The 22,863-nt window shown below is 58.7% G+C and carries 25 protein-coding genes; 14 read left to right on the top strand and 11 right to left on the bottom strand.

Annotation, left to right across the window (positions count from 1 at the left end; genetic code table 11):
- Positions 1-8 precede the first annotated feature (8 nt).
- Both HHL24_RS17565 and HHL24_RS17570 read left to right on the top strand, forming a co-directional pair.
- Positions 9-176 carry a rubredoxin gene (locus tag HHL24_RS17565; protein ID WP_169486701.1) on the top strand — a complete coding sequence of 56 codons (168 nt, stop codon included), beginning with the start codon at positions 9-11 and terminating at the stop codon, positions 174-176.
- Positions 173-1,363 (top strand): NAD(P)/FAD-dependent oxidoreductase, encoded by a 1,191-nt coding sequence (locus HHL24_RS17570; RefSeq protein WP_169486702.1) that lies wholly within the window; start codon positions 173-175, stop codon positions 1,361-1,363. The genes HHL24_RS17565 and HHL24_RS17570 overlap by 4 nt, the downstream gene beginning before the upstream one ends.
- A 162-nt stretch (positions 1,364-1,525) precedes the next feature.
- Here the strand turns inward: HHL24_RS17570 and HHL24_RS17575 are convergent, their stop codons facing one another.
- Positions 1,526-2,446 (bottom strand): LysR family transcriptional regulator, encoded by a 921-nt coding sequence (locus tag HHL24_RS17575; protein WP_169486703.1) that lies wholly within the window; start codon positions 2,444-2,446, stop codon positions 1,526-1,528.
- A gap of 420 nt (positions 2,447-2,866) precedes the next feature.
- On the opposite strand from HHL24_RS17575, the gene HHL24_RS17580 reads away from it, so the two are divergent.
- Positions 2,867-4,576, top strand: coding sequence for a putative bifunctional diguanylate cyclase/phosphodiesterase (locus HHL24_RS17580; protein WP_169486704.1), 1,710 nt, complete (start codon positions 2,867-2,869; stop codon positions 4,574-4,576).
- Positions 4,577-4,738: 162 nt separating this feature from the next.
- Here the strand turns inward: HHL24_RS17580 and HHL24_RS17585 are convergent, their stop codons facing one another.
- From HHL24_RS17585 to HHL24_RS17595, 3 genes are all read right to left on the bottom strand, one after another.
- Positions 4,739-5,248 carry a phasin family protein gene (locus HHL24_RS17585; protein ID WP_169486705.1) on the bottom strand — a complete coding sequence of 170 codons (510 nt, stop codon included), beginning with the start codon at positions 5,246-5,248 and terminating at the stop codon, positions 4,739-4,741.
- Between the two features lie 178 nt (positions 5,249-5,426).
- On the bottom strand, positions 5,427-6,560 hold the full coding sequence (locus tag HHL24_RS17590) for an extracellular catalytic domain type 1 short-chain-length polyhydroxyalkanoate depolymerase (RefSeq protein WP_169486706.1): 1,134 nt from the start codon (positions 6,558-6,560) through the stop codon (positions 5,427-5,429).
- 120 nt (positions 6,561-6,680) lie between these two features.
- On the bottom strand, positions 6,681-7,106 hold the full coding sequence (locus HHL24_RS17595) for a CopG family transcriptional regulator (RefSeq protein ID WP_169486707.1): 426 nt from the start codon (positions 7,104-7,106) through the stop codon (positions 6,681-6,683).
- 380 nt (positions 7,107-7,486) lie between these two features.
- On the opposite strand from HHL24_RS17595, the gene HHL24_RS17600 reads away from it, so the two are divergent.
- The 3 genes from HHL24_RS17600 (at position 7,487) to HHL24_RS17605 (ending at position 10,022) form a co-directional block, all read left to right on the top strand.
- The gene (locus HHL24_RS17600; protein WP_230417495.1) at positions 7,487-8,140 is read left to right on the top strand and encodes a DUF3800 domain-containing protein; all 654 of its coding nucleotides are present in this window, start codon (positions 7,487-7,489) and stop codon (positions 8,138-8,140) included.
- A gap of 39 nt (positions 8,141-8,179) precedes the next feature.
- Positions 8,180-8,446, top strand: a complete 267-nt coding sequence (locus HHL24_RS44070) for a hypothetical protein (RefSeq protein ID WP_230417496.1) — start codon at positions 8,180-8,182, stop codon at positions 8,444-8,446.
- 298 nt (positions 8,447-8,744) lie between these two features.
- On the top strand, positions 8,745-10,022 hold the full coding sequence (locus HHL24_RS17605) for a tyrosine-type recombinase/integrase (protein ID WP_230417497.1): 1,278 nt from the start codon (positions 8,745-8,747) through the stop codon (positions 10,020-10,022).
- A gap of 139 nt (positions 10,023-10,161) precedes the next feature.
- On the opposite strand, the gene HHL24_RS17610 is transcribed toward HHL24_RS17605, so the two are convergent.
- From HHL24_RS17610 to HHL24_RS17630, 5 genes are all read right to left on the bottom strand, one after another.
- Positions 10,162-11,016 carry a hypothetical protein gene (locus tag HHL24_RS17610; protein ID WP_169486708.1) on the bottom strand — a complete coding sequence of 285 codons (855 nt, stop codon included), beginning with the start codon at positions 11,014-11,016 and terminating at the stop codon, positions 10,162-10,164.
- A gap of 88 nt (positions 11,017-11,104) precedes the next feature.
- Positions 11,105-11,755 carry a hypothetical protein gene (locus HHL24_RS17615; protein ID WP_169486709.1) on the bottom strand — a complete coding sequence of 217 codons (651 nt, stop codon included), beginning with the start codon at positions 11,753-11,755 and terminating at the stop codon, positions 11,105-11,107.
- Positions 11,730-12,905, bottom strand: coding sequence for an XRE family transcriptional regulator (locus HHL24_RS17620; protein WP_169486710.1), 1,176 nt, complete (start codon positions 12,903-12,905; stop codon positions 11,730-11,732). The genes HHL24_RS17615 and HHL24_RS17620 overlap by 26 nt, the downstream gene beginning before the upstream one ends.
- Positions 12,902-14,284 carry an adenine nucleotide alpha hydrolase family protein gene (locus HHL24_RS17625; protein WP_169486711.1) on the bottom strand — a complete coding sequence of 461 codons (1,383 nt, stop codon included), beginning with the start codon at positions 14,282-14,284 and terminating at the stop codon, positions 12,902-12,904. The genes HHL24_RS17620 and HHL24_RS17625 overlap by 4 nt, the downstream gene beginning before the upstream one ends.
- Entirely contained in the window at positions 14,281-14,850 is a 570-nt protein-coding gene (locus HHL24_RS17630; protein ID WP_169486712.1) for a hypothetical protein, read from the bottom strand. The genes HHL24_RS17625 and HHL24_RS17630 overlap by 4 nt, the downstream gene beginning before the upstream one ends.
- Positions 14,851-15,228: 378 nt before the next feature.
- Here HHL24_RS17630 and HHL24_RS17635 point away from each other — a divergent pair, with 378 nt between their 5' ends.
- Entirely contained in the window at positions 15,229-15,744 is a 516-nt protein-coding gene (locus HHL24_RS17635; protein ID WP_169486713.1) for a hypothetical protein, read from the top strand.
- A gap of 125 nt (positions 15,745-15,869) precedes the next feature.
- Entirely contained in the window at positions 15,870-16,184 is a 315-nt protein-coding gene (locus HHL24_RS17640; protein ID WP_169486714.1) for a hypothetical protein, read from the top strand.
- Positions 16,185-16,676: 492 nt separating this feature from the next.
- Here the strand turns inward: HHL24_RS17640 and HHL24_RS17645 are convergent, their stop codons facing one another.
- A complete protein-coding gene (locus HHL24_RS17645; RefSeq protein ID WP_169486715.1) occupies positions 16,677-16,955 on the bottom strand; it encodes a helix-turn-helix domain-containing protein in 279 nt (92 codons plus the stop codon).
- A 152-nt stretch (positions 16,956-17,107) separates the two neighbouring features.
- Between HHL24_RS17645 and HHL24_RS17650 the strand changes: the two genes are divergently transcribed.
- The 5 genes from HHL24_RS17650 to HHL24_RS17670 all read left to right on the top strand — a co-directional run bounded on the left by HHL24_RS17650 (position 17,108) and on the right by HHL24_RS17670 (position 21,229).
- Entirely contained in the window at positions 17,108-18,034 is a 927-nt protein-coding gene (locus tag HHL24_RS17650; RefSeq protein ID WP_169486716.1) for a lysozyme inhibitor LprI family protein, read from the top strand.
- 123 nt (positions 18,035-18,157) lie between these two features.
- Positions 18,158-18,586, top strand: coding sequence for a DUF2628 domain-containing protein (locus HHL24_RS17655; protein ID WP_169486717.1), 429 nt, complete (start codon positions 18,158-18,160; stop codon positions 18,584-18,586).
- Positions 18,587-18,785: 199 nt separating this feature from the next.
- Positions 18,786-19,517 (top strand): alpha/beta hydrolase family protein, encoded by a 732-nt coding sequence (locus HHL24_RS17660; RefSeq protein WP_206002901.1) that lies wholly within the window; start codon positions 18,786-18,788, stop codon positions 19,515-19,517.
- A gap of 250 nt (positions 19,518-19,767) precedes the next feature.
- A complete protein-coding gene (locus HHL24_RS17665) occupies positions 19,768-20,343 on the top strand; it encodes a recombinase family protein (RefSeq protein WP_169486719.1) in 576 nt (191 codons plus the stop codon).
- A gap of 175 nt (positions 20,344-20,518) precedes the next feature.
- The gene (locus HHL24_RS17670) at positions 20,519-21,229 is read left to right on the top strand and encodes an endonuclease NucS domain-containing protein (RefSeq protein ID WP_169486720.1); all 711 of its coding nucleotides are present in this window, start codon (positions 20,519-20,521) and stop codon (positions 21,227-21,229) included.
- Positions 21,230-21,945: 716 nt separating this feature from the next.
- Here the strand turns inward: HHL24_RS17670 and HHL24_RS44810 are convergent.
- On the bottom strand, positions 21,946-22,338 hold the full coding sequence (locus HHL24_RS44810; protein WP_329606696.1) for a hypothetical protein: 393 nt from the start codon (positions 22,336-22,338) through the stop codon (positions 21,946-21,948).
- Between the two features lie 74 nt (positions 22,339-22,412).
- Between HHL24_RS44810 and HHL24_RS44815 the strand changes: the two genes are divergently transcribed.
- The gene (locus HHL24_RS44815; RefSeq protein ID WP_329606697.1) at positions 22,413-22,835 is read left to right on the top strand and encodes a response regulator transcription factor; all 423 of its coding nucleotides are present in this window, start codon (positions 22,413-22,415) and stop codon (positions 22,833-22,835) included.
- Positions 22,836-22,863: the final 28 nt, after the last annotated feature.

A 22,863-nucleotide genomic window follows, 5' to 3' on the forward strand; every position in this document is an offset into this window, starting at 1 on the left:
GAGAAGCCATGAAAGTATGGGAATGCGTGATCTGCGGCTTTCGCTATGACGAAGCACTGGGTCTGCCGGAAGCAGGCATTGCAGCGGGAACGCGCTGGGAAGACGTGCCGGACGACTGGCTGTGCCCGGACTGTGCGACCGGCAAACACGATTTTGAAATGCAGGTGATCGCATGACGGCCGCTCAGCACGAGGAAAATGGACAGCCGGTAGTGATCGTCGGCACCGGCATGGCGGGCTATACGGTCGCGCGCGAATTGCGCAAGCTCGACAGCACGGTGCCGATCGTGATGATCAGCCGCGACGACGGCAGCTTCTATTCGAAGCCGATGTTGTCGAATGCATTGGCGATGAAGAAAGAGCCGCAAACGCTAGCGAGTTTCGACGCCATGGCGATGGCCGCGCAGCTGGGCGCGTGGATTCGTGTCAATCAGCGTGTGGAGCGCATTGTGCCGGCTGAGCACACGCTGGTTGTCGATAATGCGTTGCTCGGCTACAGCAAGCTGGTGCTGGCCACGGGCGCGGACCCACGACGCCTGAAGGTGGCGGGTGATGGCGCTGCCGACGTGATGTCGATCAACGATCTCGGCGACTACGCGCGCTTCAGGTTGGCGCTCACGCGTTGCCGCTCAGTGGCGATTCTGGGCGCGGGTCTGATCGGCTGCGAGTTCGCCAACGATCTGGCGGCCGCCGGTTATGCGGTCAGTCTGATCGATCCCGCTTCGACGCCGCTGGCTCGCTTGCTTCCGCGAGACGTGGGCGAGATCTTCGCTCGCGCGCTGGACGACGGCGGCATCCGCTTTCATCCTGGCCGCAGTGTGGATCGTATCGACCGCTTGTCGGACGGTTACCGTTTGACGTTCGCCGAAGGTGAGCCGATCGACGCGGATCTGGTCGTGTCGGCGGTGGGCCTCGTGCCACGTACGGCGCTTGCCGCGGCAGCAGGTCTTGAAATCGATCAGGGCATACGAACCGATGCGTGGTGCCGCACCAGCGCGCCGGATATCTATGCACTCGGCGACTGTGCCGCGATCGACGGCAAAGTGCAGCCGTATGTCCTGCCGATCATGCACGCCGCGCGAGCGCTCGCGCGCACCCTGGCCGGGCAGCCGACGCGCGTCGCCTTTCCGGTGATGCCGATTACCGTGAAGACGCCCGCGAGTCCCGCCGTCGTTGTGACGCCCGAGGGCGAGGGCGCATGGTCGATCGAAACCGCCGGCGACGCGGCGAAGCACGCAGCGCGCGCCGTGTGTCGGCATGCCAGCAGCGAGCGTCCGTTGGGCTTTGCCCTGCTAGGCGCGGCGATCGAGGGCAAAGCCGCGCTGATCAAGGCCATGACAGAAGGGCCATTAGCTACGAGCTAACCCATAACAATCTTCCGTCTGACCGACCTCACTTTGTGATCGCTCGGTGTTTTTAAAGGGCCTGTCACCTGGAATACATCCGTTGATCGCATTCGCGCCGCAAGCTTTGCTTGCGGCGTTTTTTTATCTGCTTGAAGGATGTGCGTTTCGCGTAGCTAATGCTTAGGAAGCCAGATCTTTGGCGACGTTGGCAATCAACCTGCGCAGCCAGATTGCGGCGACGCTGCGATGCGTGCGGTCGTGCCAGAGCTGATAGTAAGTGAGCGCCTGCGGCTCACCAGGAATCGGCTCGATACGCAGTGGCAGCAGCTTCGTGTAGTGCGTGGCGAGCGCGCGGGTGGTGGTGAACAGCAGATTGGAGCGCGCCAGCACGTAGGGTGCCATGCCGAAGTAGGGCAGCGTCGTGGTGACGGTGCGCGATAAGCCATTGCGGGCGAGTTCGACATCGACCGTGCCCCACGACGTCGTGTTGTAGGTCATCACGGCCAGGTGTTCCGCTTCTTCGTAGACGGGCTTGCTGAGCCGCCCCGGTTTGATTGGGTGGCCGTTGCGCATCAGGCACACCAGTTCGTCCTTGCACAGCGGCTGCAAATGCAGATGCTCCGGCGGCGTGCGCCAGTTGCCGATCACCAGATCGAGAAAACCGCTTTCCAGTCCGTGTTCGTAGCCGCCGTCCACCATCATCAGATGCCTGAACTCGAGCTTTGCGCCCGGCGCTTCGCGATGAAATGCGTCGACTACGGCGGGGACGAAGAACGCATCGAGATAATCCGGCGAGCCGATCCGAAAGGTCTGGCTGGTGGTGGCCGGATTGAACGACGTGGTGGGATGCAGAATGGCCGCGATATTGTTTAATGCTTGCGCCGCGGGTTCGATCAGCGTGAGTGCGTGCGCGGTGAGAACCATCCGGCTGCCGCTTCGCACCAGCAGCGGATCGCCGGTCATGTCGCGAAGTTTGCGCAGCGCCACGCTGACGGTTGGCTGCGATTGTCCAAGCAAGGTTGCCGTGCGCGATACGCTCGATTCGGTCAGAAGCGTGTGCAACACTTTGAGAAGGTGCGAATCGATGATTTCCTTGGACATGAAAAGCGGGATCCTGTTTCGTGCGGATCCATGCAGTGAGGCGGTGGTTTTTTACTGAAGGATCGCGAGCAAAATATATCGACGGATATAACGGTCGTCAATCCGGCGAAGCCCTGTGCGAAGGCGACGAAAGCCGGTGCGCGTTGGGTCATGAGGCGCGGAGTATCCCGGCAATAGCGAACGCTTTATGATGTGCGCGATGACAGGCGCGCTGCCGCCGGAATTGGGGAAATACACCAAGGGCAACGATTGCCGCCAGGACGGCGAGGCTGGCGCGGCGGCTCCGGCCAGGAAAGCCGCTATCATACTCACCGTTGCCCGGCGGATTGGACCGAATCTGCCGGCTTTGCCGGTTGCGCCGTACGCGTCAAGAAAAACGTCATTCGCTTTCAATACCCAGGAAATTCAAAGGCCGGCGCGATGCAAGATCATTACTACGCCGAAGCGCGCACACGCGACGCCGCGCTTGCGGCGGCGCCCTACGGCATGTTCATCTGCACAGCCGACGGCACGCTCCACTCCGTCAACGCTGCTTTCGAAAGGCTGACTGGTTTTACCGCCGAAGAATTGATCGGCCGGCTTACCTTTGAGTCCTTGCTCGACCCGGCTGAACTTGCGAGGCGGCGCGCCGAATTGCCGCCGTTGTCGGCGGTAGGCTCACGCTATGAAGGCGAATGGACCTATGTGCGGCGCAACGGCACCTCGATTCGCGTGGTGTTCGCCCTCGCGCCGCTCGCCGCCGAGCCGGCGCATGCAGGCGGTGTAGCCACGGGGCCCGCCCGCTATGTCGGCATCGCCATTGACATGACGCGTTACGCGCAGTCCGAAGCGCGCCTGTGGTACGTCGCGCACCACGACGGCGTGACTCGCCTGCCGAATCAGACACTTTTCACCGAACGCCTCGAACTGACGATCGCGCGTTGTCAGCGTAGCGGCAACGGCTTTACGGTGCTGATCGCCGAGCTCGACCATTTGCGCAAACTGCGCGATGCACTCGGTTTGCACGCGGCCGAGCTGGTGTTGCAGATCGTCGGCGAGCGGCTGCGCGGCCTCTTCCCTAATGACGGTACGATCGCCTCGATCGGTGGCACGCAATTCGCGCTGCTGGTCAATGAAACCGGCGCGGCGGCCGATGCTTTCGCGGCTGAGGCGCTGGGCCGCATCGCCGAATCGATCGACTACGCGGGCACCGCGCTGAACATCACGGCGAGTATCGGCATCGTCGCCTATCCTGCCGACGGTGCCGATGCGCCGACGCTGATGCGCCGCGCGGGTGTGGCGTTGTCGGCGGCTTCGGCGGTGAGCGGCAATGCGGTGCGGCGCTTTTCCACCGCGCTCGAAGGCCAGGCGGCGCGCCGCTTCGAACTGGAGGCGATGCTGCGCGAAGCGCTCGAACGTCAGCAACTGCATCTCGTGTATCAACCGCAGGTGACGCTCGCCAACGGACGCATCGCGCAAGTGGAGACGCTGCTGCGCTGGAATCATCCGCAGCGTGGTTTGATCAGCCCGGTCGAATTCGTTCCGGTGGCGGAAGAGGCAGGCCTGATCGAGCAGATCGGCGAGTGGGTGATCCGTACCGCGTGCCGCGACGCCGGCAAATTGCTGCGGCTCACCGGTACCTTGCCAAGGGTTGCGGTGAACGTGTCCCCGCAGCAATTCCAGCGGCACAATCTGTTCGAAACGATTCGCGACGCGCTCGAAGACGCCGCGCTCGACCCTTCGTACCTTGAAGTGGAGATCACAGAAGGCGTGCTGCTCGGCGACACCGAGCAGGCGTTGCAGACGCTGCATGCGTTGCGCGAATTGGGTGTTGAAGTCGCGGTGGATGACTTCGGCACCGGCTATTCGAGTCTCGCTTATCTCACGCGTTTTCCACTGAACCGCCTGAAAATCGATCGCTCGTTTGTGATGCGCATGAGTACCGATCCGCAATGCGCGGCGCTGGTCGGCGCCATTATTGCCATGGCACATGCGTTGAAGCTACGGGTGACGGCCGAAGGCGTGGAGACAGCCGAACAGGCCGCGCAACTGGAAGCGCTCGGCTGCGACGAGGCACAAGGATTCTGGTTCTCGCGACCCATCACCATCGCGGCGTTGCGCAATTTGCTGAAGCCGTTGGGCACCGCTTGACGATCCGGTTCAAGTCGGTAGTCCCGCTGCCAACTTAAAGTCGCAGTCCGTCAGCCGTCGCAGCGCGTCGCGCACCGTGCAAGACGCGAGTGTTCCAGCTATGCGGAAAAGAGAAAGGGGCCAATTGGCCCCTTTTCGTCTGCTCGCGTTACGACGCGAAACTCATTTTGCAGCTTCGTCCACAGTAGTGATCGCCGTGCCGGCCATGCCCGATGCACGCTTGATGCTGTCCTGCACCACATTGCCCGAATGGATCATCGAAGCCATTACGGACTGCATTGCGCCGAATGCGCTATCCGAGCTGAACGGCGTGGTCTGGCCGAAGCCCGAACCGAGCTGCGCCACGTTGGCGCCGAACTCTTCGCGCAGTGATTCACCCGCCTTGGTCAACGCCGCGGTGAATTGCGCGTCAATTTCCTTGACGTGCTGCGCGTACGATAACGTGCGTTGAACCAGTTGCTGTTGCAAATCGGACGCGCCGGCGAACGGCGCGACGTTGAACTGGCCGGCCGACAATGCGCTCTTGCTTTCGGTGACGGTTGCCTTCAGTGCCGCGAGATTGAGCTCGCCGAGTTTTTGCAGACACGCCAGCCCTTCGAGTTGCAGGTCGGTGAAGATGTTGAAAGTGCGTTGGCCAAAGGCGGCGCTATGTTCGATCGCGGGGCTGTGCATGGTGATCTCCAAAGTGACCCAGCGCAGGCGTCCAAAGGATTTCGGAGGCCAGGTCTCAGGCGAGACGGCAGGTCGACGCGGCGCAGTGATTTTGCTGCGCTGCAACATGGGCCACTCTATACCTTTGCAGCAGGATGTACAGCGTTTTCGTCAAGATGATTCGTCAGTCAAAAGGCGCTCAGTGTGTGCCTGACAGACGCGGATGGGCGAAAAAGAAGCGCAGCATCTCGGCTGCCGCATCGGGGCCGGATGGGTCCGTATACGTGCCGCGCTGACTGCCGCCTGCCCATGCGTGGCCCGCGCCATGAATCGACCAGTACTCCGCGTCGACGCCATTCGCCGCAACAAGCCGCTGCACTGTGCAACCGCGCAGGCCGCTTGCCGTGCCTGTTGCATGTGGCGACGGGCTGACTGTCGTGACGCCGGCATCGAAGGCCGCTACGAGCGCTGTGGCGTTCGAAGGATGCACGGTCGTGTCCGCATCGCCATGAAACACAATGAGCGGGCGCTGCGGTTCGACGCGTGAGCGGCTGCGATGCGCTTTGCCGCCCTTCATCGCGGCGAGCGCCGAGGGCAGGTCCTTCGCACTTCCGTAGGCGAGGCCGGAATGCACGCAGGCTGCCGCGTACAGATCGGGCGAGGTCTTCAGCATGATGTCCGCCATGGCGCCGCCTGCCGACAGACCCGCCACGTACACCCGCGCCCGATCGATGCGATAACGCGCAATCACCTCACGCGTGATGCCCGCGATCAACGACGGCTCGCCCTGGCCGCGCTGCTGATCGGCAGGCTTGAACCAGTTCCAGCATGTCGAATGATTGGCCGCCTGCGACTGATTCGGATACACGACGATGAAGCCGTGACGCTCGGCCATTTCGTTCATGCGCGTGCCGGCCGCGAAGTCGTCGGCGTTTTGCGTGCAGCCATGCAGCATCACGATCAGCGGCAACGGTTCACTCTTGTAGACGGCGGGCACGTAGAGCTTGTATTGGCGTTGGCCCGCGCTGTTGCTGAAGGTGTGGGTGCTGAAGGTGCCAGGCGTGTCGGCGTCGAAAATGCGCTCGGCAGGGGAGTGCGGCGTGGCGTTGGCGTGTGATTGCGTCTGACTTTGTGCTTGAGTTTGCGCCTGCGTCCACGCTTGTGCCCATTCGTTGACACCCTGCGGCATGTGCGGGGTTTGCGCATGGCCTGCTTCGGCCGTGCTGCCCGCGAGCGCGCGCTGAACCGCAGCGGTCGCTTCCTTCGGCCCCTTCGTGCGCAGCAGGTCGAAGGCTTCTTTCATCGACTTCAGGAAATCTTCATTTATTTTCATGATCGTAGGCTCTTATGTTGATCTGCGTAGGGCGGTGGCTGGGTCAGGCGATCAGCTTCACGGGTTTAACCACGTGTTCAATCGCGTGTTCAACCATAGGACCAGCGATGCCAGGGGCGGCTACCGGATGCGGCCGGCGAGCGCTGCCTTGACCGCGGGCGACGCGTGAAATGCGCCAAGCACCGCGACCGATGCGATCGTGGCCACCGCGAGTTCCGGCGGCACATCGGCTGCAATGCTGGCGAGGCCGAGCACATGAATGTCCAGTTGTTCGTTCGCGGCTCGAGCGGCTTCGAGATCCTCCTTGGAGAAGTGCTGCAAGCCGAGCACCAGCGCGCGCCGGGTCACCGTTTCCGTAAGGACCTGCGCGTGCACCGAGAGCTGGTTGCGGATCGCGGTGCGAATCAGGTCGGTGCGGTTCGAGTAAAAGCCTTCTTCGACGAGTAAGTCGATCTGGCCCAGGTCGATTGGACCGAGGTTGATGGTGATTTTTTCGGTTTCGCCGCCTTTGGGACGGGAGGTGTCGATGAGTTTGAGGTTGGCCATTTCTATCCTGTCTGGTGTTCAGCTGGCATCCGTATGCCATCCAATTAACATCCAATAGGATGGTTATACGCTTCTGGTTCGGTTGACGTCAATGCCGAAATTGAGGGCCGGTAGAGGTTCTGTGGGCGATGCCGCGTAGATGTCTCGCGATGCCGACCGTTTGGATAACGGCGCGCTGTTGCTGGTGGGTTGATGGCGGAGCCCAGCGATGAGGTAGCCAAAGCGGATATTGACGTTTTTCGCCCCAGCCGTTAGCATTCCTCCACGGCTTTTCGAGAGTTAGCCGCCCGTCGAACGGGGGATCCCCTGGCGACAAATACGGTCTTAGACCGCCAAACAGCCGCTTTAGCGGCTGTTTTCATTTGAGGAATAAATTTAGGATGACATACATTTGTTATATCGACGAAGCGGGCTGCGCCACTCCGCTCGCTACGAAGAAAACAGATGTACGCCCCATCCTTGCGATCGCTGGCCTGATCGTCGACCAACGTGTGCTGACCGAGTTGACTACCGAGTTCCTCACGCTCAAACGCAGTTATTTTCCAAAACTGTTCACATCAGCACATTTGCTCGACGACATACGCGAAGAGATCAAAGGATCAGATGTCCGCGGTGCTATTCGCCGGCGCGGACTTAAGGCCCGGACCGAGTTGCGGTATGTCGACGACCTCTTGGCGTTGCTCGAACGATTGGATTGCCGTGTTCTTGCCGCGTTATGGGCCAAAGGCGTGGGAAAGCCTTTCAAGGCTCGTGAGATTTATACACGGTCGGTGCAGATGGCTTGTCAGCGCTTTCAAGCTTTTCTTGATGAGAAGAACGCTGAGGGCTTGATCGTTGCGGATTTCCGGACGACGCAACTGAACGATCAGGTCGCGCATTCAATCTTCACGCAAAAGTATCGAGCGAAGGGCGATCCGTTCGCTCGCATTCTCGAGCTGCCGACCTTTGGTATCAGTAACAATCACGTCGGTCTGCAGCTAACGGATATGTTGTGCAGCACACTACTCTTCCCGATGGCGTCGTCCGCATATTGATTCGGGCACGTGATGGGTGTGCACGTGCAAGGAAGAGATTTGTTGATTCGTCGACGCTATGCAAAGCGAATCAAGCGGCTCCAGTTCCGCGCCGGGCCCCATTGGAGCATCGGCGTGGTCGACTTGCACGAAGGGCGTTCTACGGCGGAGTTGTTTGCCGTCCCGCCGGTGGCGCACAGTATGCCGACGCGGGACAGAGGACGATTGGAGGGGGAATTGACGGAGGTCACTGAGCATGTGGCTGAAAAACATCCGGTCGAGCCTCCTGTCGCAACCCCGCTGCTGCCGATCGGCATTGAGGCGTGACGATGTTCGTATTGAGAGCGGCTGGCTGCTACTTTGCACTGAATCACTGCTGTAGCCCATGGGTAAATCGTGCAAATGTGAGCAGCCGTCCCTGATGCCACCGTCGACTACATCAGCACAATATCGTATCGTTTTGATGTGGCGATTTTGACGTCTAGCGACATCTCAAGTGTCTCTATATATCATTGAAAGTAAAGTGATTTTTTATATCGTCATCCATTGACGTCTTGTAGTGTCGCCAATATTATGAGTAGCTAGCCGTGTAGCTGGGACCGCCGGCTACTCATTGAGACGACATATGCCAAAACAGAACGGAACAAGACAAGGCCTTGAACCCCTGCTGCTACAGCGCTGGACGCGCGACGTACAAGACGGACGCACTCCGACAGTCATTGATCCTGAAACTCGTGAGATTGTAGAACTTCCCATGCCGTTGGCGCGCTCGGACGGTGGAGGGTTGACGTTCACACTGTCTCGCGCTGGCACGGCGACGTGGATTCTGAGGTATCGGTATGGTGGACGGCAGAAGGAACTGACGATTGGCAGCTACCCCGACATCAGTCTTGCGCAAGCACGCAAGATTGCAAGGGAAGAGCGGGTAAAGGTGGACGGCGGCGGCGATCCAGCGTCAGACAAACGGCGAGCTATTGCCCAGTCCTATCAGGATCTGACCGTCAGGAATCTGATCGCGGACTATCGCGACAAGGTGCTGAGCGGTCTGGCCGCTAGCACTCAAAACAGCTATGGACGTAATCTTGATCGGGCGGAGTTCAAGCTCGGTTCGCTAACAGTTTCGCAGGTCACTCCGCTCGACATTGTGGCAGTGCTAGAGGAAACGCATTCCACGTGGAGCGAGTCGTACACGTTGCTATGCGCAATCAAGGCGGTATTCCGTCATGCTGTTGGCAAGCGCTTGATCGCAGTGAACCCTTGCGCTGGCATCGAACTGAATGCCGTAGTCGGACGGCGACCTCCAATTCGACAGCGTCTAATGCTTTCCAACGATGAACTGTGCGTTGTGTTCAAGGGGAGCTTCCGGCGTGAGAACGCGCTTGCAATCCGATTGTTGCTCGGAACTGCAGTTCGGTCCGAGGAACTGTACAACGCTCGTTGGGAGAGCATCGATTTCGAGCAAGAAGTCTGGACAATCGACGCCACGAAAATGCGGCGTGGAATGCAGGTTCCGCTGACGTATCCGGTCAAAGAGTGGCTTCTTGAGTTGAAGGAGCTTGGCGGCAGTTCGGCATATGTTTTGCCAACCCGTGCTGAGAGCCGGCGGAGGCGCCAAGGCGGGGATGCGCAAATTAACCGGAACACGATCGGGGGCGCAATCGAATACTGGTTCGTTGAGCATGGGCCAAAAATCCGTCGCTTCACGCCCCACGATCTACGCTCAACAGCGAAAAGCCATATGAGGGCGCTCGGCGTTTCCCGGGATATTTCGGAAATGTGTCTCAATCATAGGTTGCCTGGTGTCGAAGGTATCTACGACATTCACACCTACTTCGAAGAGCGGAAGCAGGCGCTAACGATATGGGGCGCACATTTGGCGAAGCTAGATGGTCTGATTTCCTAGTCGACGTGCCGCGCAATTATGTTGAGTCTGGCGGGAAACGCTTAGCCCATACGGAGTGGCTAGCGAAAAGTAGCTCGTATACCGTCAGAAATACCGTCAGCCGGTGGCTACTGTAGCTAGGGGCGATAGACGGGGCCAGTTAGCTGTCTCCCGGGGTTGTGTTGGGTTTTGACACGAGCAGACCGTCTGGATTCAATAGCGTCCAGAAGCGCTGGAGTTTCTCCTCTTGTGTCGCAAAGCCACCATCGACAAATAGGGCAGTGAGCAGCCCCCTGGCATCTAAGATGTCGTGGTTGAGCTTCTTTAGTGCGTTCGGAGATTTTTTGAGTATCTCAAGATCCGGATACCGCACGGCTATATCAAGCGCAAAGAGCGCGTTCACTTGGAACCAGCGAAAGTTTGCCCATTCGCGGGTGAGGAGATCGACCGGAACGGGTTTCCGATGTACTGACCACGGCTGACTGACGGCATGCGCATATTTGGGCAAGACAAAATCTTCGGAGCAAATTTCTTGGTCTAGCATCTGGCGTCCCTTTGAGCGTTCCTCATCGCTTCCGCTAAACGAGTCGGCGTGGTTGACTTGCCAATCCTTTGCGAGCCACAAGACCGTGTTCATGTCGCTCTCAACCTCACGAAGTACATTCTCCGTTGCAGATCTTTGGGATTCAGTCAATTCATATTCAGGATTGGCTAGCGAGTCATGGATGGAAAGATCTCTCGGACGTGCTCCTTCATGACAGTATGGTTTGTGCTGCTCCATCTCTCGCGCTAACGCTAGCGGAATTGAAACTGCGACCGTATACGGATCAGGCGATCGAGGAAATTTCCGAAACAGCGAGGCCCTAGAAGTTGCAGAATCTTTTACAACCTCGTAGACCAATGCTTCGGGCAAGACAAAGCGATAGTCAGTGGAATATTGAATCAAATCGTCGGCGCGGCATGCCCGAAGATAGCTTTTGTCGATTGTAAGGAACGGCGTCTTTCGCTGTGCCATATATGTCGATTAGATTTAGTATTAGTCGGGTCGGGTTCCAACAGAAGGCGCTTGAGGACTAGATGCAGCGTAGGAACGTGCCACTGATTCACGCGGTACGTTCGTTGACATTCTGCAAATGATGGATCGTCGCCCTGCGCTTCGCGAGACGTCGCAGACTCGAACACGCGTCGACATTCTCGGGTCCTATCAACTCGGCGACCCATTCGAACTGATGCTCTCGGACCTGCATTCTTGCGAGCCGAAGTGCCCGAAAAGTTGCGTCGGCCAGCAGTTCGTCGCCAAGCAACGTCCGCACGGATTCGTGAGCAAGAATATCGATTGTCGTTACGAGTCTTAGTGATTCGAACCGAACTGCGGCGAGTCGCGTTGCCTTCTTCTCATCGATGGCCGCATAGAAGCCGCTACCGTACGCGAAAGCAAGGGTTGCGGCCTCGCCGTCATCGAGGGACTCCTCGGTGCCGCCTGATACGAGATCGAACAAGGTCGCCAGCACCTCGCCCCCAAGTTCCTCGACGCGCACGATGCCTTCGTTCACCATCGCTGTCAGGAGTTCAAACTCTGGGCGACCGTTAACTGCGCCGCGTTCGATTTCACGAACAACGTTCCCGGTCACAACGATAGGCACCTCCAACGCCTTTAGGATAGGCACCGCGTGCTCCGTCGCCAGCAGATTAATAATGACGCTGGTATCGAGAACGAGCTCGGTATCCTTAGTGAGGCAGCTTAAAAAGGTCATCGGCCTCTTCCTGTTCCGCTGCTGCTTCGTCAAGCAGTTCACGAATTTGTTCTCGACCAAGCTTCAGCATGTCCGACATTTGACCTTCGCTGATCAAGTCCTTCTTCCATGCATCGATCGCCAGCAAGAAAAGCCGCGATGATTGTGCTTCATCGATGAAAGGTGCGTTGGACGTGGCCGCCCCAAGTACTTGGCGAGCATGTTCGTCGGTGATGCTTCCGTTGTCCTTGAACCACTCCCACGTGCCTTTCTTGGTCAGACCAAGTTCTTCGAGACGCATAACCATGGCCTGGCGGGATACGCCGAAGAAGTGTGCCAGCAGGATGATATGTCGGCGGGTGAGGTGGCTGGCACCCATCGTCAATTCCTTGAACTTCTCCATGACCGCACGCGCGGGCGTCAGGAAGGCTCTGCCGAACGCGTTCGCATAGCGCTCCTCGCGAGAGTTTTCATATTTTTCATCCTGGTAAATCTCGGGTCGCCGCCGCGTCGCGGTGAAATGGCCGAGTTCGTGCCCCCCCGTCTGGGTCTGGCGATCCTTGCGGTGCGTGCAGTTGATCAACATACAGGCACCGATGGCGTCATCGTAGGCAAATAGTCCAGAGATCTTCGGATCGAGCTTGCGACTATATACCCGCACACCAAGCTGAAGCTCCATGAGCGAGAAGAGGTTTTGAACGGGACCCTCACCGAGCCCGAGCCAGTTCCGTAGGTTTTGCGCGTCATTCTCGGCTTGCGTGCGTACGTCGCCGGGCAGGATCGTTTTTTCTGCCGGATAGTTGCGCGCTTTTTGCACACCCAGGATGTTTTCGAGCTCGACCTCGGCCCTGACAAGGTCATTCAACAACCGCGCAGCCTTTTCAATGCCACCGTTGTCGGTTTCCGGGAGCGAGCGGAATCGAGGAACGAGGTCAACGTGAACTGCTTCGCGCCGAAGTAGCGAATTGAGCGATACGTCGTAATAGCGACTTAGCGCTTGCAACTCGTCAATTCGGGCACTGCGCTGTCCTTTCTCGATAGCGACAAGCGTGGTACGCGCGATGCCAACAGCCTTCGCGCTAGCATCCTGAGTAATGTTTGCGGTTTCCCGCGCGACCTTCAATCTTTCACCCAGCTCAGCCGGGTCTAGTTCATAAGTTGGCTTGATCATGATGCAGTGTCTATCCATTTACGCACGAATGACTCTGGTCCCAGGTCGTCCGTGAACGCCGCCCATTCTCTACCGTGCTGTTGCAGGAGCCGATCGAGTCCATTGACAACTATGTCCGGGGACTCTGTCAGCGCGCGAGCCAGTTCAGTAGCAGTGCGGCGTTTAAGCATTTCGTATGTGGGTGATTCCCGAATCGAAGAGAAGTGCTCGAAGTGGAGCACTCCCGCGATGGCATACTCGCGCAAAGCTTCAGTGATAAGGTTGAATCCTTCCGCCACTCCAGCTTCGAAGGTAGAAGCTTTCAGTGTCTCCCACACGTAGTTCTCTTTAGGTTCATCCAGTCGGGCAGCGTGAACGCTAAGACGCCGTAACATACACGCCGCGCAGATTCCGCACTGTCGCCACGATTTCGACACGGAAACTTGCCGCTGCTTTTGCCAGCAGGATCGCGTCGTTGCCCAGTTAGCTGAATCGCCACAATTGTCGACGAATTCGCGCAGTGTCTCGCCTTTTGTCATCCACAGACGAGGGAACCGGTAGCGAAGCCGATGGCCAAACAGCGCGTAGACAAACTTTTCCATCAGCACAGTGAAAGCCGGATGGTTCCGGTAGTCGGCGTAGCCTTGTCCAACAGGAAGGATCGCGGGTGCGAGTGCCCCTTGGCCACTCTCGGGGACTATCGCGTACGGCGCGTTAATCATGTAGGCGGCGATGGCGGCCACGAGACTGAACTTGAAACCCCGACTTCGTGCACTGTTCTCGGAATTGTCGCAGCCCAGTTTTACTTCATAGGGCAGCGCAGCGAACGGAGTGCTGAGTTGTACTTTTCGCGGTATATCTCGCTGTTTTGTTCCGACTCTCACACGTACCAGCCTTTGGCCGAGACGCTTACGTTCAAGCCCGGCGACGGCACGTGAATCCATGCCCTCGCTGTAGGCAATAACCGCTTCACCGTCAGATGGAAACTCCATGCGATTCTGAGCCGGCTTCGCTGCCTGCGCTTTGCGAGCGCGGAATATAAAATGCCAATCATCTCCCGTAAGAAAATTGAGAGCCTCGACGAGTGCACGGCTTACCGTGAACTCTGACCATCTGGCGGGATCATGGACTGGAATGTGGACGTGGAAGCGCCGACCCCAATTCATCGAACTGCGGCCAAGACTGCGGTCGCAGAATTCGACCGCCGCCGCCACGACCAACGCGTCGTAGACGACGGGTTGCCAGTTAGTCGACGAAAACGTCTCAAGAATTTCAGTATCGAAACGGAGGTGGCGCTCGAGCTCACATACGTGCGTGCCCCTACGCGGCCTGCTACCAGGCTCAACGACATCAACAGTGAGTTCTTTGAGTTCCAGATATCCTGACCGTACGCCCGTCATAGCGGCACCCCGTCGTTAAGTCCGGTTCTCTTTCGCGATGCTCGTGACCTGGTCGGTTGTGGATTCACAAGCATTGACCCTAATTGGGTCTCTGACAGTCCCGAGATTGCCCCTTGGAGTCTTACGCTCACACCATTTGCGCGTCGCTGATTCGATTCACGGATGTAATGTTCCTCAACTGATCTCGTGTTTGCGAGCCCGCGCTCTTTCGCGGCGAACCCGATGGCGTCGTAGAACGCATCCATACCTAGTCGGCCTTCATGAACCAGCTGGATGCTCCAGGCGACAGCATTCATGCCGAACACTGAACCTGCGGCCAAAGACCGCGCTTCTTCAAGCTGGTGGGTAGCGATTTCAGGAATCCCCAGCGAATTGTCACGGCCAGCGAAGATATCTTTCAGGGCTTTGACGAGAGGATATGAAACTTCATTCTTGAAGTCGCTGGCGAGCGCATCCTTCGCGGCCTCCGCAATCTGGCCAGAATCGTAGGCAAGCTTGTCTCCACGCTTGGCCAGCTCTCTCCAAGGCTTCCGCATTGGCAGACTTCTATGTGGACCATCGCTCATCGCTTGCCCTCCGATGTCATATTTTTAATGGAAAAATATGACAATGTCAACGTGGCTGATGCGAACCCGACTATCGATCTTCAAATCGTCTCCCGCGGAGCCTCCTGAAGCTCAACTTTGTTGTCTTTTGCGCTGCCTAGCCAAAGTTATTTGGCTGTTGAGGGCGTGATTTGACCCTGGTAAAATACCAATACGACCAAAAAACCGGCCAAAAGCTGGTTTTCGGCTCGTCGCTCGCGCCGCAACGCATGCCTGAGCAAATCCGCCGGAATTTAGCCGGATTTCGCTTCGAATTTTCTCTCCCTGGTTCCCCCAAATTGTCCGATGCCGCCAGGCAGGCGTAGCTGCGCGTTTTTTTCGCGTTACCACGGAGCTTCCATGCCTACCAAGAGCATTCCAACGACGGTCGAGAGTACCCCGACAACCTTCACGCCTGCATTTCCGTTCGTTACGCAGACCAACGACTTCGATGATGTCTTCGCGTGCACGGCCATGCTCTCGGGCAAGACGATCGAGGAAGTGCGCGAGATCGCTATCGCGAAGACGCGGCACCCCGCCTGGGGACCGTACTACTTCGGCGAGACCCACGTTGCAGCGTTGCTCGCACAGCTAGGGTTCGTCGCGACCTTGTACAAGGAGATCGGTCGTGTGGCCGATATTCCCGACGTCGCCCTCCTGTTGGTCGACTACAACCCTGACATGGAGGTCGGGCGGCACATCCTCTTTCACCGTGCGAAGGCCTCGCACTCATCGGGCACCACGATTGAGTACGCACTCGATCCGGCGCCGTGGTGCAAGCCAGCCGATCGCGTTCGCACCAACTTCAAGAACGTCGCTGGTACCTGGGTGATCGGTATCCACGCGATGAACACCAAGGCCGGGGCCAGCAAATAACCCTCGACAGCAATCAACCTTTTCCCGTCCCCGTTGCATCGAAAGCCAGAGCGTCAAGCCTGGCTTTTCGCGTTTACGGACCCGGTGGTTTCCGGTGGCGGGCTTCTTCCAATACGGAGCAGCTTATGTCCTGCAACTGTTCAGCTTCACACAGCCCGAACCAGCCGCCGCAGCCGCTGTTTCGGCTCGGGCAGATTGTTGCTACGCGCGGCGTACTTGCCCATCTCGAACACCACGGCATTGCGGCCGACCCGTTTCTCAGGCGGCACGTTACCGGCGACTGGGGTGACGTGCCACCCGAAGATGCAAAGTCGAACTGGCTGGCCGTGCGGTACGGCTCGCGCATCCTGTCGAGCTTTGAGGTTGGGGGCCAGCGCATCTGGGTCATCACTGAAGCCGACCGCAGCGTGACGACGTTGCTGTTCCCGTCGGAGTATTGACCATGCCTGCCATCCCTACCACCGTCACTATGATCGGAGCCGGGTTCGTGCCAGCGTTCCGACGCGTGCAGCAAAGCGGTGATTTCGATTGCTCGTTCGCGGTAATCGCCATGATCTGCGGCACGACCCTCGAAGACGTGCGCAACGTCGCAATTGAGCGGTTTCAGCATCCGGCTCATGGCCCTTACTGGATAACCGGCGACTTCATCGCGCGATTGCTCGCGCACTACGGATACGACACGGGCATGTACGAAGAGCCAGCTTCGGTCAGCGACATACCCGATCTGGCGATTGCCGTCCTGGACTATGACGACCACACCAACCTCGGGCGGCACGTGCTGTTCCACCGCGCCCGCGCCAGTCACGACTCAGGCATCAAGGTTGAGTATGTGATTGATCCCGCGTACTGGATCGAGCCGCAGGGCTACGTGCGAACCCGCCTGCCACCTATTCAGTGGTATCTCGGCATTCGAGTCGTGACTGAAGGGCGGACTAAGGTGCCTTCGCCGGTGCATCGGCGGATTCTGCCCCAGTGTCGGGCACCGGTTCGGCGACAAGCGCGGCCATCGTCACTCCCAGCGCTCTTGCAATGCGATCGATGTTGCAGATCGAGATGTTGCGCTCGCCGCGCTCGGCCGAACTGACGTAGTTCGGATGCAGGTCCGCAGCTTCGGCGACCTTTTCCTGCGTCAGCTCCTTCGCCTTGCGGATGCGGCGCATATTGGCCGCGAACAGAAGCTGGGCATCACACTTTTGAGTTGGGTTAGGCATGCCGGAAGTGTTCCGACGTCGCCCATACAAGACCACACACTTTGAGTTTGGTTTCGGTTAAAGTACGCCCGATAATCAAACCCAAAGTGTGAATTACTACTTTTTGAGCATTTAGCCACTCGGCTGAACTATGGAAATCGGGGGAAAACAACGTGAAGAAACGTAATCGGATTTCGGTGGGTATATCGATCGCGCTCGTGTCCGCTGCCATGCTGGCGGGATGCGATAGAGGACATGGTTCAGGATCGCAGCAGACGTCCACAAGCGCATCCGCCACGAGCGCCGACCCAGATCAGGCAAAGAAGCTGGCGCTTCTGAACGAAATTTCCGGTGTCTGGAATGCCGAAGACAACTCCGGACTCTGGCTGCTTTACTACGCCGACAACAGATTCCAGTCCGTTCTCGGCGACCACTTCGTGCCGGTAACGGTCGGAGACGTGGACGTTACCAATGAGACGGTCAACCTGAAGCTGGGCGGGCAGAGCGGCGAATCGCACATCGTCACGATCCGCAGGATCTGGGATTCGTCGCACACCACGTTTCATCTTCATACAACGTTATGGGACGGCTCCCAGACGTCGCTTTCATTTGTTCGAAAGGTGTCGGCCGACGACCTGAACCGCATTACGCAACTTGCATCGGACTCGCAACCCCAGTCCGGACAATCGACGCTCGCGTCAGCGGTATCCGCCGCTCAGGTGCCATCGTCAACTCCATCGGCTGCCGTGGCTGCAGCGCCCACGAGCGGGACCGTGCAGGCTACTTCGCCCGGTCCCGCGCCAGACGCGGCTGGAGCGACCTATGAGACGAGCTTCGACTGCGGTACTGCAAGCACGCTTGCCCAGTATCTGATTTGCCACGACTCGACGCTCGCTGAGTCCGACGTGGACCTGGAGAAGCCACTTGAACTGGCAAGGACATCTGCGCGCGATCAGCAGGCCTTCGCCGACAGAATCCGCAAGCAATGGAACTATCGCGAAAGCCATTGCAAGGACGTGGCCTGCCTGACCGCCTGGTACCAGTATGAAAACAACGTCTTGACGAAGATTGCCCAGACGGGCGACGTCAACGCACAGTAAGACGACAGGAAACGGGGAATTCACATCATGTCATTCTGTGAGCAATGCGGTACCCAGTTGGGAGAGGGCGCGGCTTTCTGCGCCGGGTGTGGCAACGCAGCCTCAATCGCCGCGTCGCGCGAAATGCGCGAGAGCGCTTTACGGTCGACCCTCGATCCCTCTTCACCGGTAGCGGCTGGCGATTTCACGGGCCTCGCACAAAAATGGCAGCGACGCTTTGCGGCTATCGACAAAGCGGGTGGTGAGCGCGTCAGATGGTGGAAATGGCCGGAAGCGAAACAACTAAGTGCGAAAGAGAAAAGGCTGATCACGTCGAACCTGTGGGCGTTCGTGTTCGGGCCGTTCTATTACCTGTATCTCGGCATGTGGCGCAAGGCCATTACGCTGACGCTCATTGCGGTACTGATTGACGTCATCCTCGGCATGGCCGGTGACGCGTTGAATTATCCCGTTGACCACTTCCTCTGGATCGTATCAGCCGTCATGTTTAAGCAATGTGCGAACGTGGACTATTACCGAAAAACCGTGTTGAAGCGGCGGGAATGGTGGTGAGACTGGCGATGTGGCTGCCATGGTCGAAGGTAAACAGGATGCCCGACGCTGGCGGTGCATCCGATAATCGCGACGCAAAGGTTACCCGCTGATCGTTCTATATCAAGGAAACTCATTCATGATGCGAATCTTTTGCTTACTGGCAGCTTCCCTTGCCGTTATCCATTCGCATGCGGCTCCGCTCGATCACGGCGACCTCGTGACGATCCCGACGCGGGATGGGGTGACGCAGAGCGTCTTCGTCGAGTCGCCGTCGTCGAACCCGCCGTGGGTGATTGCCCTGTTCGGCGGCACGCCGGGGGCCCTCCATCTGGATGCCACTGGCGCGACCACGCTCAGAGGCAATTTTGTGATCCGTTCGGCCCGCCACTGGGTTGAACAGGGGGACGCAGTGGCACTGGTCGATACGCCGTCAGATCATCCGAACGGCGTCGATGACACCTTCCGGTTGAGCAAGGAATCGTTCACGGATACGCAAGCGGTCGTGGCCGCCCTTCGCCAACGCTTCCCGCACTCGAAGATTGCACTGGTCAGCACGAGCGCAGGAACCATGTCGGTGGGAAACGCACTAGACCGCGATCCGACGGTGGCCGACGCGTTCGTGCTGACGTCGCCGGTGACCGTTCCTCACAAGGGCAGCCCTAGTCTCGCCAGTCTTGGCTTTGACAGTGTGAGGAGCTCGAAGTACCGGGTGCTGACCGTGTCAAATGCCGACGATGGTTGCGTATCCTCTCCTGCTTTTTCTGGCAAGCGCTTTGCCCAGCGAAATGACTTCGATTACGTCGAAGTCGAGTCGTCGGAAGGCGCTGGTGATCGGGGCGAGCAATGTGGCGCCCACTCGCCGCACGGCTTTCTTGGCATAGAGAAGGAAGTGCTTGGCGATATCAGCGACTGGCTGAAGGGCAGCCGGTCGCTGCCCAATAGACGATAAGGCGAAGGGTTTCCTGCCGGATTCGCGTTCGCGGATTCCTTCCTTTTGACGTAACTCGCCGACGCGTAGCGCTTAATCTTTCCTACTACCGGATTATCCATGCCAAGGCCAGCGCAATGCGCTGGCTTTTACGTTTACCGCATGGGCGTTTCCGGGGCAGGTTTTCCCTTTCTCAATCAGCGGAGCAACTGACGCCCTGCGCCTGTCAGCCATTTAGCAGTGGCTACATACCATGCGAGTCGAGGCATTCATGAGCATGATTTCATACCTGCGCGTATCAACGGCAGGCCAAACCGTCGAAAACCAGCGTCAGGCGATAGCGACCGCAGGTTACGAGATTGATCGGGAATTTTCGGACGCGGCGACGAGCGGAACGACTGCTGCCGATAGCCGCAGCGGCTGGAGCGCGTGCGCCGGATATCTGCGGGAAGGCGATACCCTCGTGGTTTATGCGCTCGACCGGCTTGGCCGCAGCACCGTTGACGTACTTTCGACCATTAACGCGCTTGATGCGCGCGGCGTGCGGCTGGTGATCCTTCAGCAGCAGTTCGATACCGGCACGCCGGCGGGCAAGCTGGCGCTGACCATGTTCGCGGCATTCGCCGAGTTCGAGAACAGCATCAGGAAGGCGCGGCAGCGGGAGGGGATTGCCCGCGCGCGCATGGAGGGTGGCAAGTATCAGGGACGCAAGCCTAAGCTCACTACCGAACAACAGGCCGACCTAAAGCGACGATTCAATGCCGGTGAGAATCGCAGTCAGCTTGCCCGCGACTTTGGCATTGACCGTGTGACGGTCCACAGATATTGCTCCGAACCGGGCGGCTAACGACCGAGCCTGCGTGAAAACGCACTCATCGCCCAAACTGAGTCAACGCACTGAGACCGGGTGACTCATGAAGCGATTCGTTGAAGGCGCCGCTCAGCGCGCATCAAACAATTCACGTGACTTCACGGACGGCCCCCCCGTATGATCGACGCCGAATCAAGGAGACCGCCAAACCATGAGAAAACCACCAAAACCTCACGTAATCGCCGAAACGCAAAGCGATGGCAGCGTAAAGCTCACCCCCATGTGGGCCTGGGTCCGGGCGCATCCGGGGAGCAGCCGGTGTGACCTAGATGACCCGAATACCAATACGCACAAGATCCGCGACGATTTCCACCGGCAAGGCTGGGACGTCGCTGATCTCGACAACCAGGTGCGCATTACACCGCCAGAATCGGCGGAACGCGTCGCCGAAGTGCTGGGGGTCACGGGCCACGACGAAACGACTGTCGAAGACGAAGACATTGAGGGCGCGTGGTTCGCTTTCGAGCGCGAGTTGCAGGCGTTTGTCGCGGGCAATCTCGCCGCGATCGACGTAGGCGGCAAGCGCCTGAAGCTGTATTCGGATGAACGTGGCGGCGGTATCGAATATCCAACGGGCGTAGGCGACATTGATATTCTGGCGTGCGACGAAAGCGATGGTGCGCTCGTCGTGTTCGAACTGAAGCGGGCAACGTCGCCGGATCGCGCCGTGGGCCAGATCGCCCGATGCATGGGTTGGGTCAGGGTACACCTCGCCAATGGACGCCCTGTGCGCGGCGTGATCGTCGCCCGCCGGACGAGCGAGTACCTGCGATATGCGACGGTCGCCGTGCCGGATGTGTCCGTGTACGAATACAGCGTCAAATTTGCGCTGACGCCCGCGCGCGCGCCCGACGCAGAGTGACGGCTGCGTGGATCGGTCTCGTACCCAGACCGGTCGGCTCGGAGCGGGACCGCTGGCAGCAGCGCCGCTCAGGGCGTTTCGGTTGGCAGGACGAAAACGTAGAGGCGTTCAGCACGCTCGAAAGTATAGGCAACGGAATGCCGGAGGATGACGGCCGCGTTTACCGTGCACGCTTGCAGTGCCACCCGCAGGCGGATGACCGCAAACGAGCAAACCCAAGGACGCTTGCCGACCCACAACTGCCCTTCGATCCCGCGTACCCTTAACGGCGGCTTCCAAGGTACAACGGCCGTTCGAGCAATCACGTCGGTCGGCGGGTCCTCGGCCAAAGCCGCCGCTCGCATGTCGACACTGGCATGCCCGCTCACTGCAGCACAGCGGTCGTTCGACAGCGGCAATCGCGAAAGGCCGCTATAACATCAACGAATGCGTACTTTCGTTAAGGGTTATTCGACGCCTGCCGGCACGCGCCGAGGTACCGTCACGTTCCTGTGGCCGACGGCAGGCATCGAATAACCCTTAACGAACCCGGTCTGCCGTTGTCCTAGCGAAGTGGCTCGCCGTTGATCGGTCCGCATCCGGCACGAATCGACTCACAACAGCCCTTCAGCTTGTTGCTCACGAACGGCCGTAACTAGGCCTTTTTGCGAACGTTCCGCTCTCTCGCAGTTGCGACCGTTCGGCAAATTCCGGCTCTGAAATGAAGGTGGTAAAAATCAAATGACATCTTGTTCGAAATTGCCAAAGGCTGCTCGCTCGAGCGGTTCCCATGTGAAGGCCTGTCCAACTGTGGTGCGCTTTCCGTTCGAGAAGGACGACAGAAACAATCTCGATCGATATATCACATTGCCCGCCGGCGATGCGCCGGAGAAGGACAAGTCACGATAGATGTCACGACTGAATCCGATTCGCTTGTCTTCGTCGTCGACGATGACTCTGTGCGCCGCGCGTTGGCGCGTTCGAACGAGTCCGCCGGCTATCGGGTGGAGAGGTTCGGATCGGTACGTGCGTTTCTTGACAGGATAGGCGCCTCTAATTGCCCCGCGTGCCTGGCCCTTGATATCAGGTAGCCGGATCTCAGCGGTCTGGAACTGCAGCGCGAACACCATGTGGCGCTGCCGGTCATTTTCATCACCGGATACGGCGACATCGCCATGACCGTGGAGCGATGACGGCGGGGGCAATGGACTTTCTGCCGAAACCGGTGCGCGATACCGATTTACTTCGCGCGATTGGGCAAGCGCTCGAGCACACCGTTCAACCGCATGCCATCTGGTCCGAACTGGACGAGATCCGTCAACGGCTCGGACGACTGACACCGCGCGAGCGGCAAGTGATGGTTCTTGTTGTGATCGGCCGCTTAAACAAGCAGGTGACGGCCGAACTGGGTACGGTCGAAAAGACGACCAAAGCTCATCGCGCGCGTGATGGTGAAGATGGAAGTCACGTCGCTGGCCGAGCTAGTCCGCATCGCAGACAAGGCCGGTCTCAGTGGTGCTGCCGAAACACACGTATCGCGCTACTCAGCGGCAATCGGGCGCGCACGATAGTCCGTGCCGGCGCGCGCTTCGCTTTCCGGTGTACACACGGGACCAAGGTCCAATAGCAGCATTCCCACTCGCCTCGTAGGCTAT

Origin of the sequence: Paraburkholderia polaris, assembly GCF_012927345.1 — a bacterium.
Taxonomy (GTDB): Bacteria; Pseudomonadota; Gammaproteobacteria; order Burkholderiales; family Burkholderiaceae; genus Paraburkholderia; species Paraburkholderia polaris.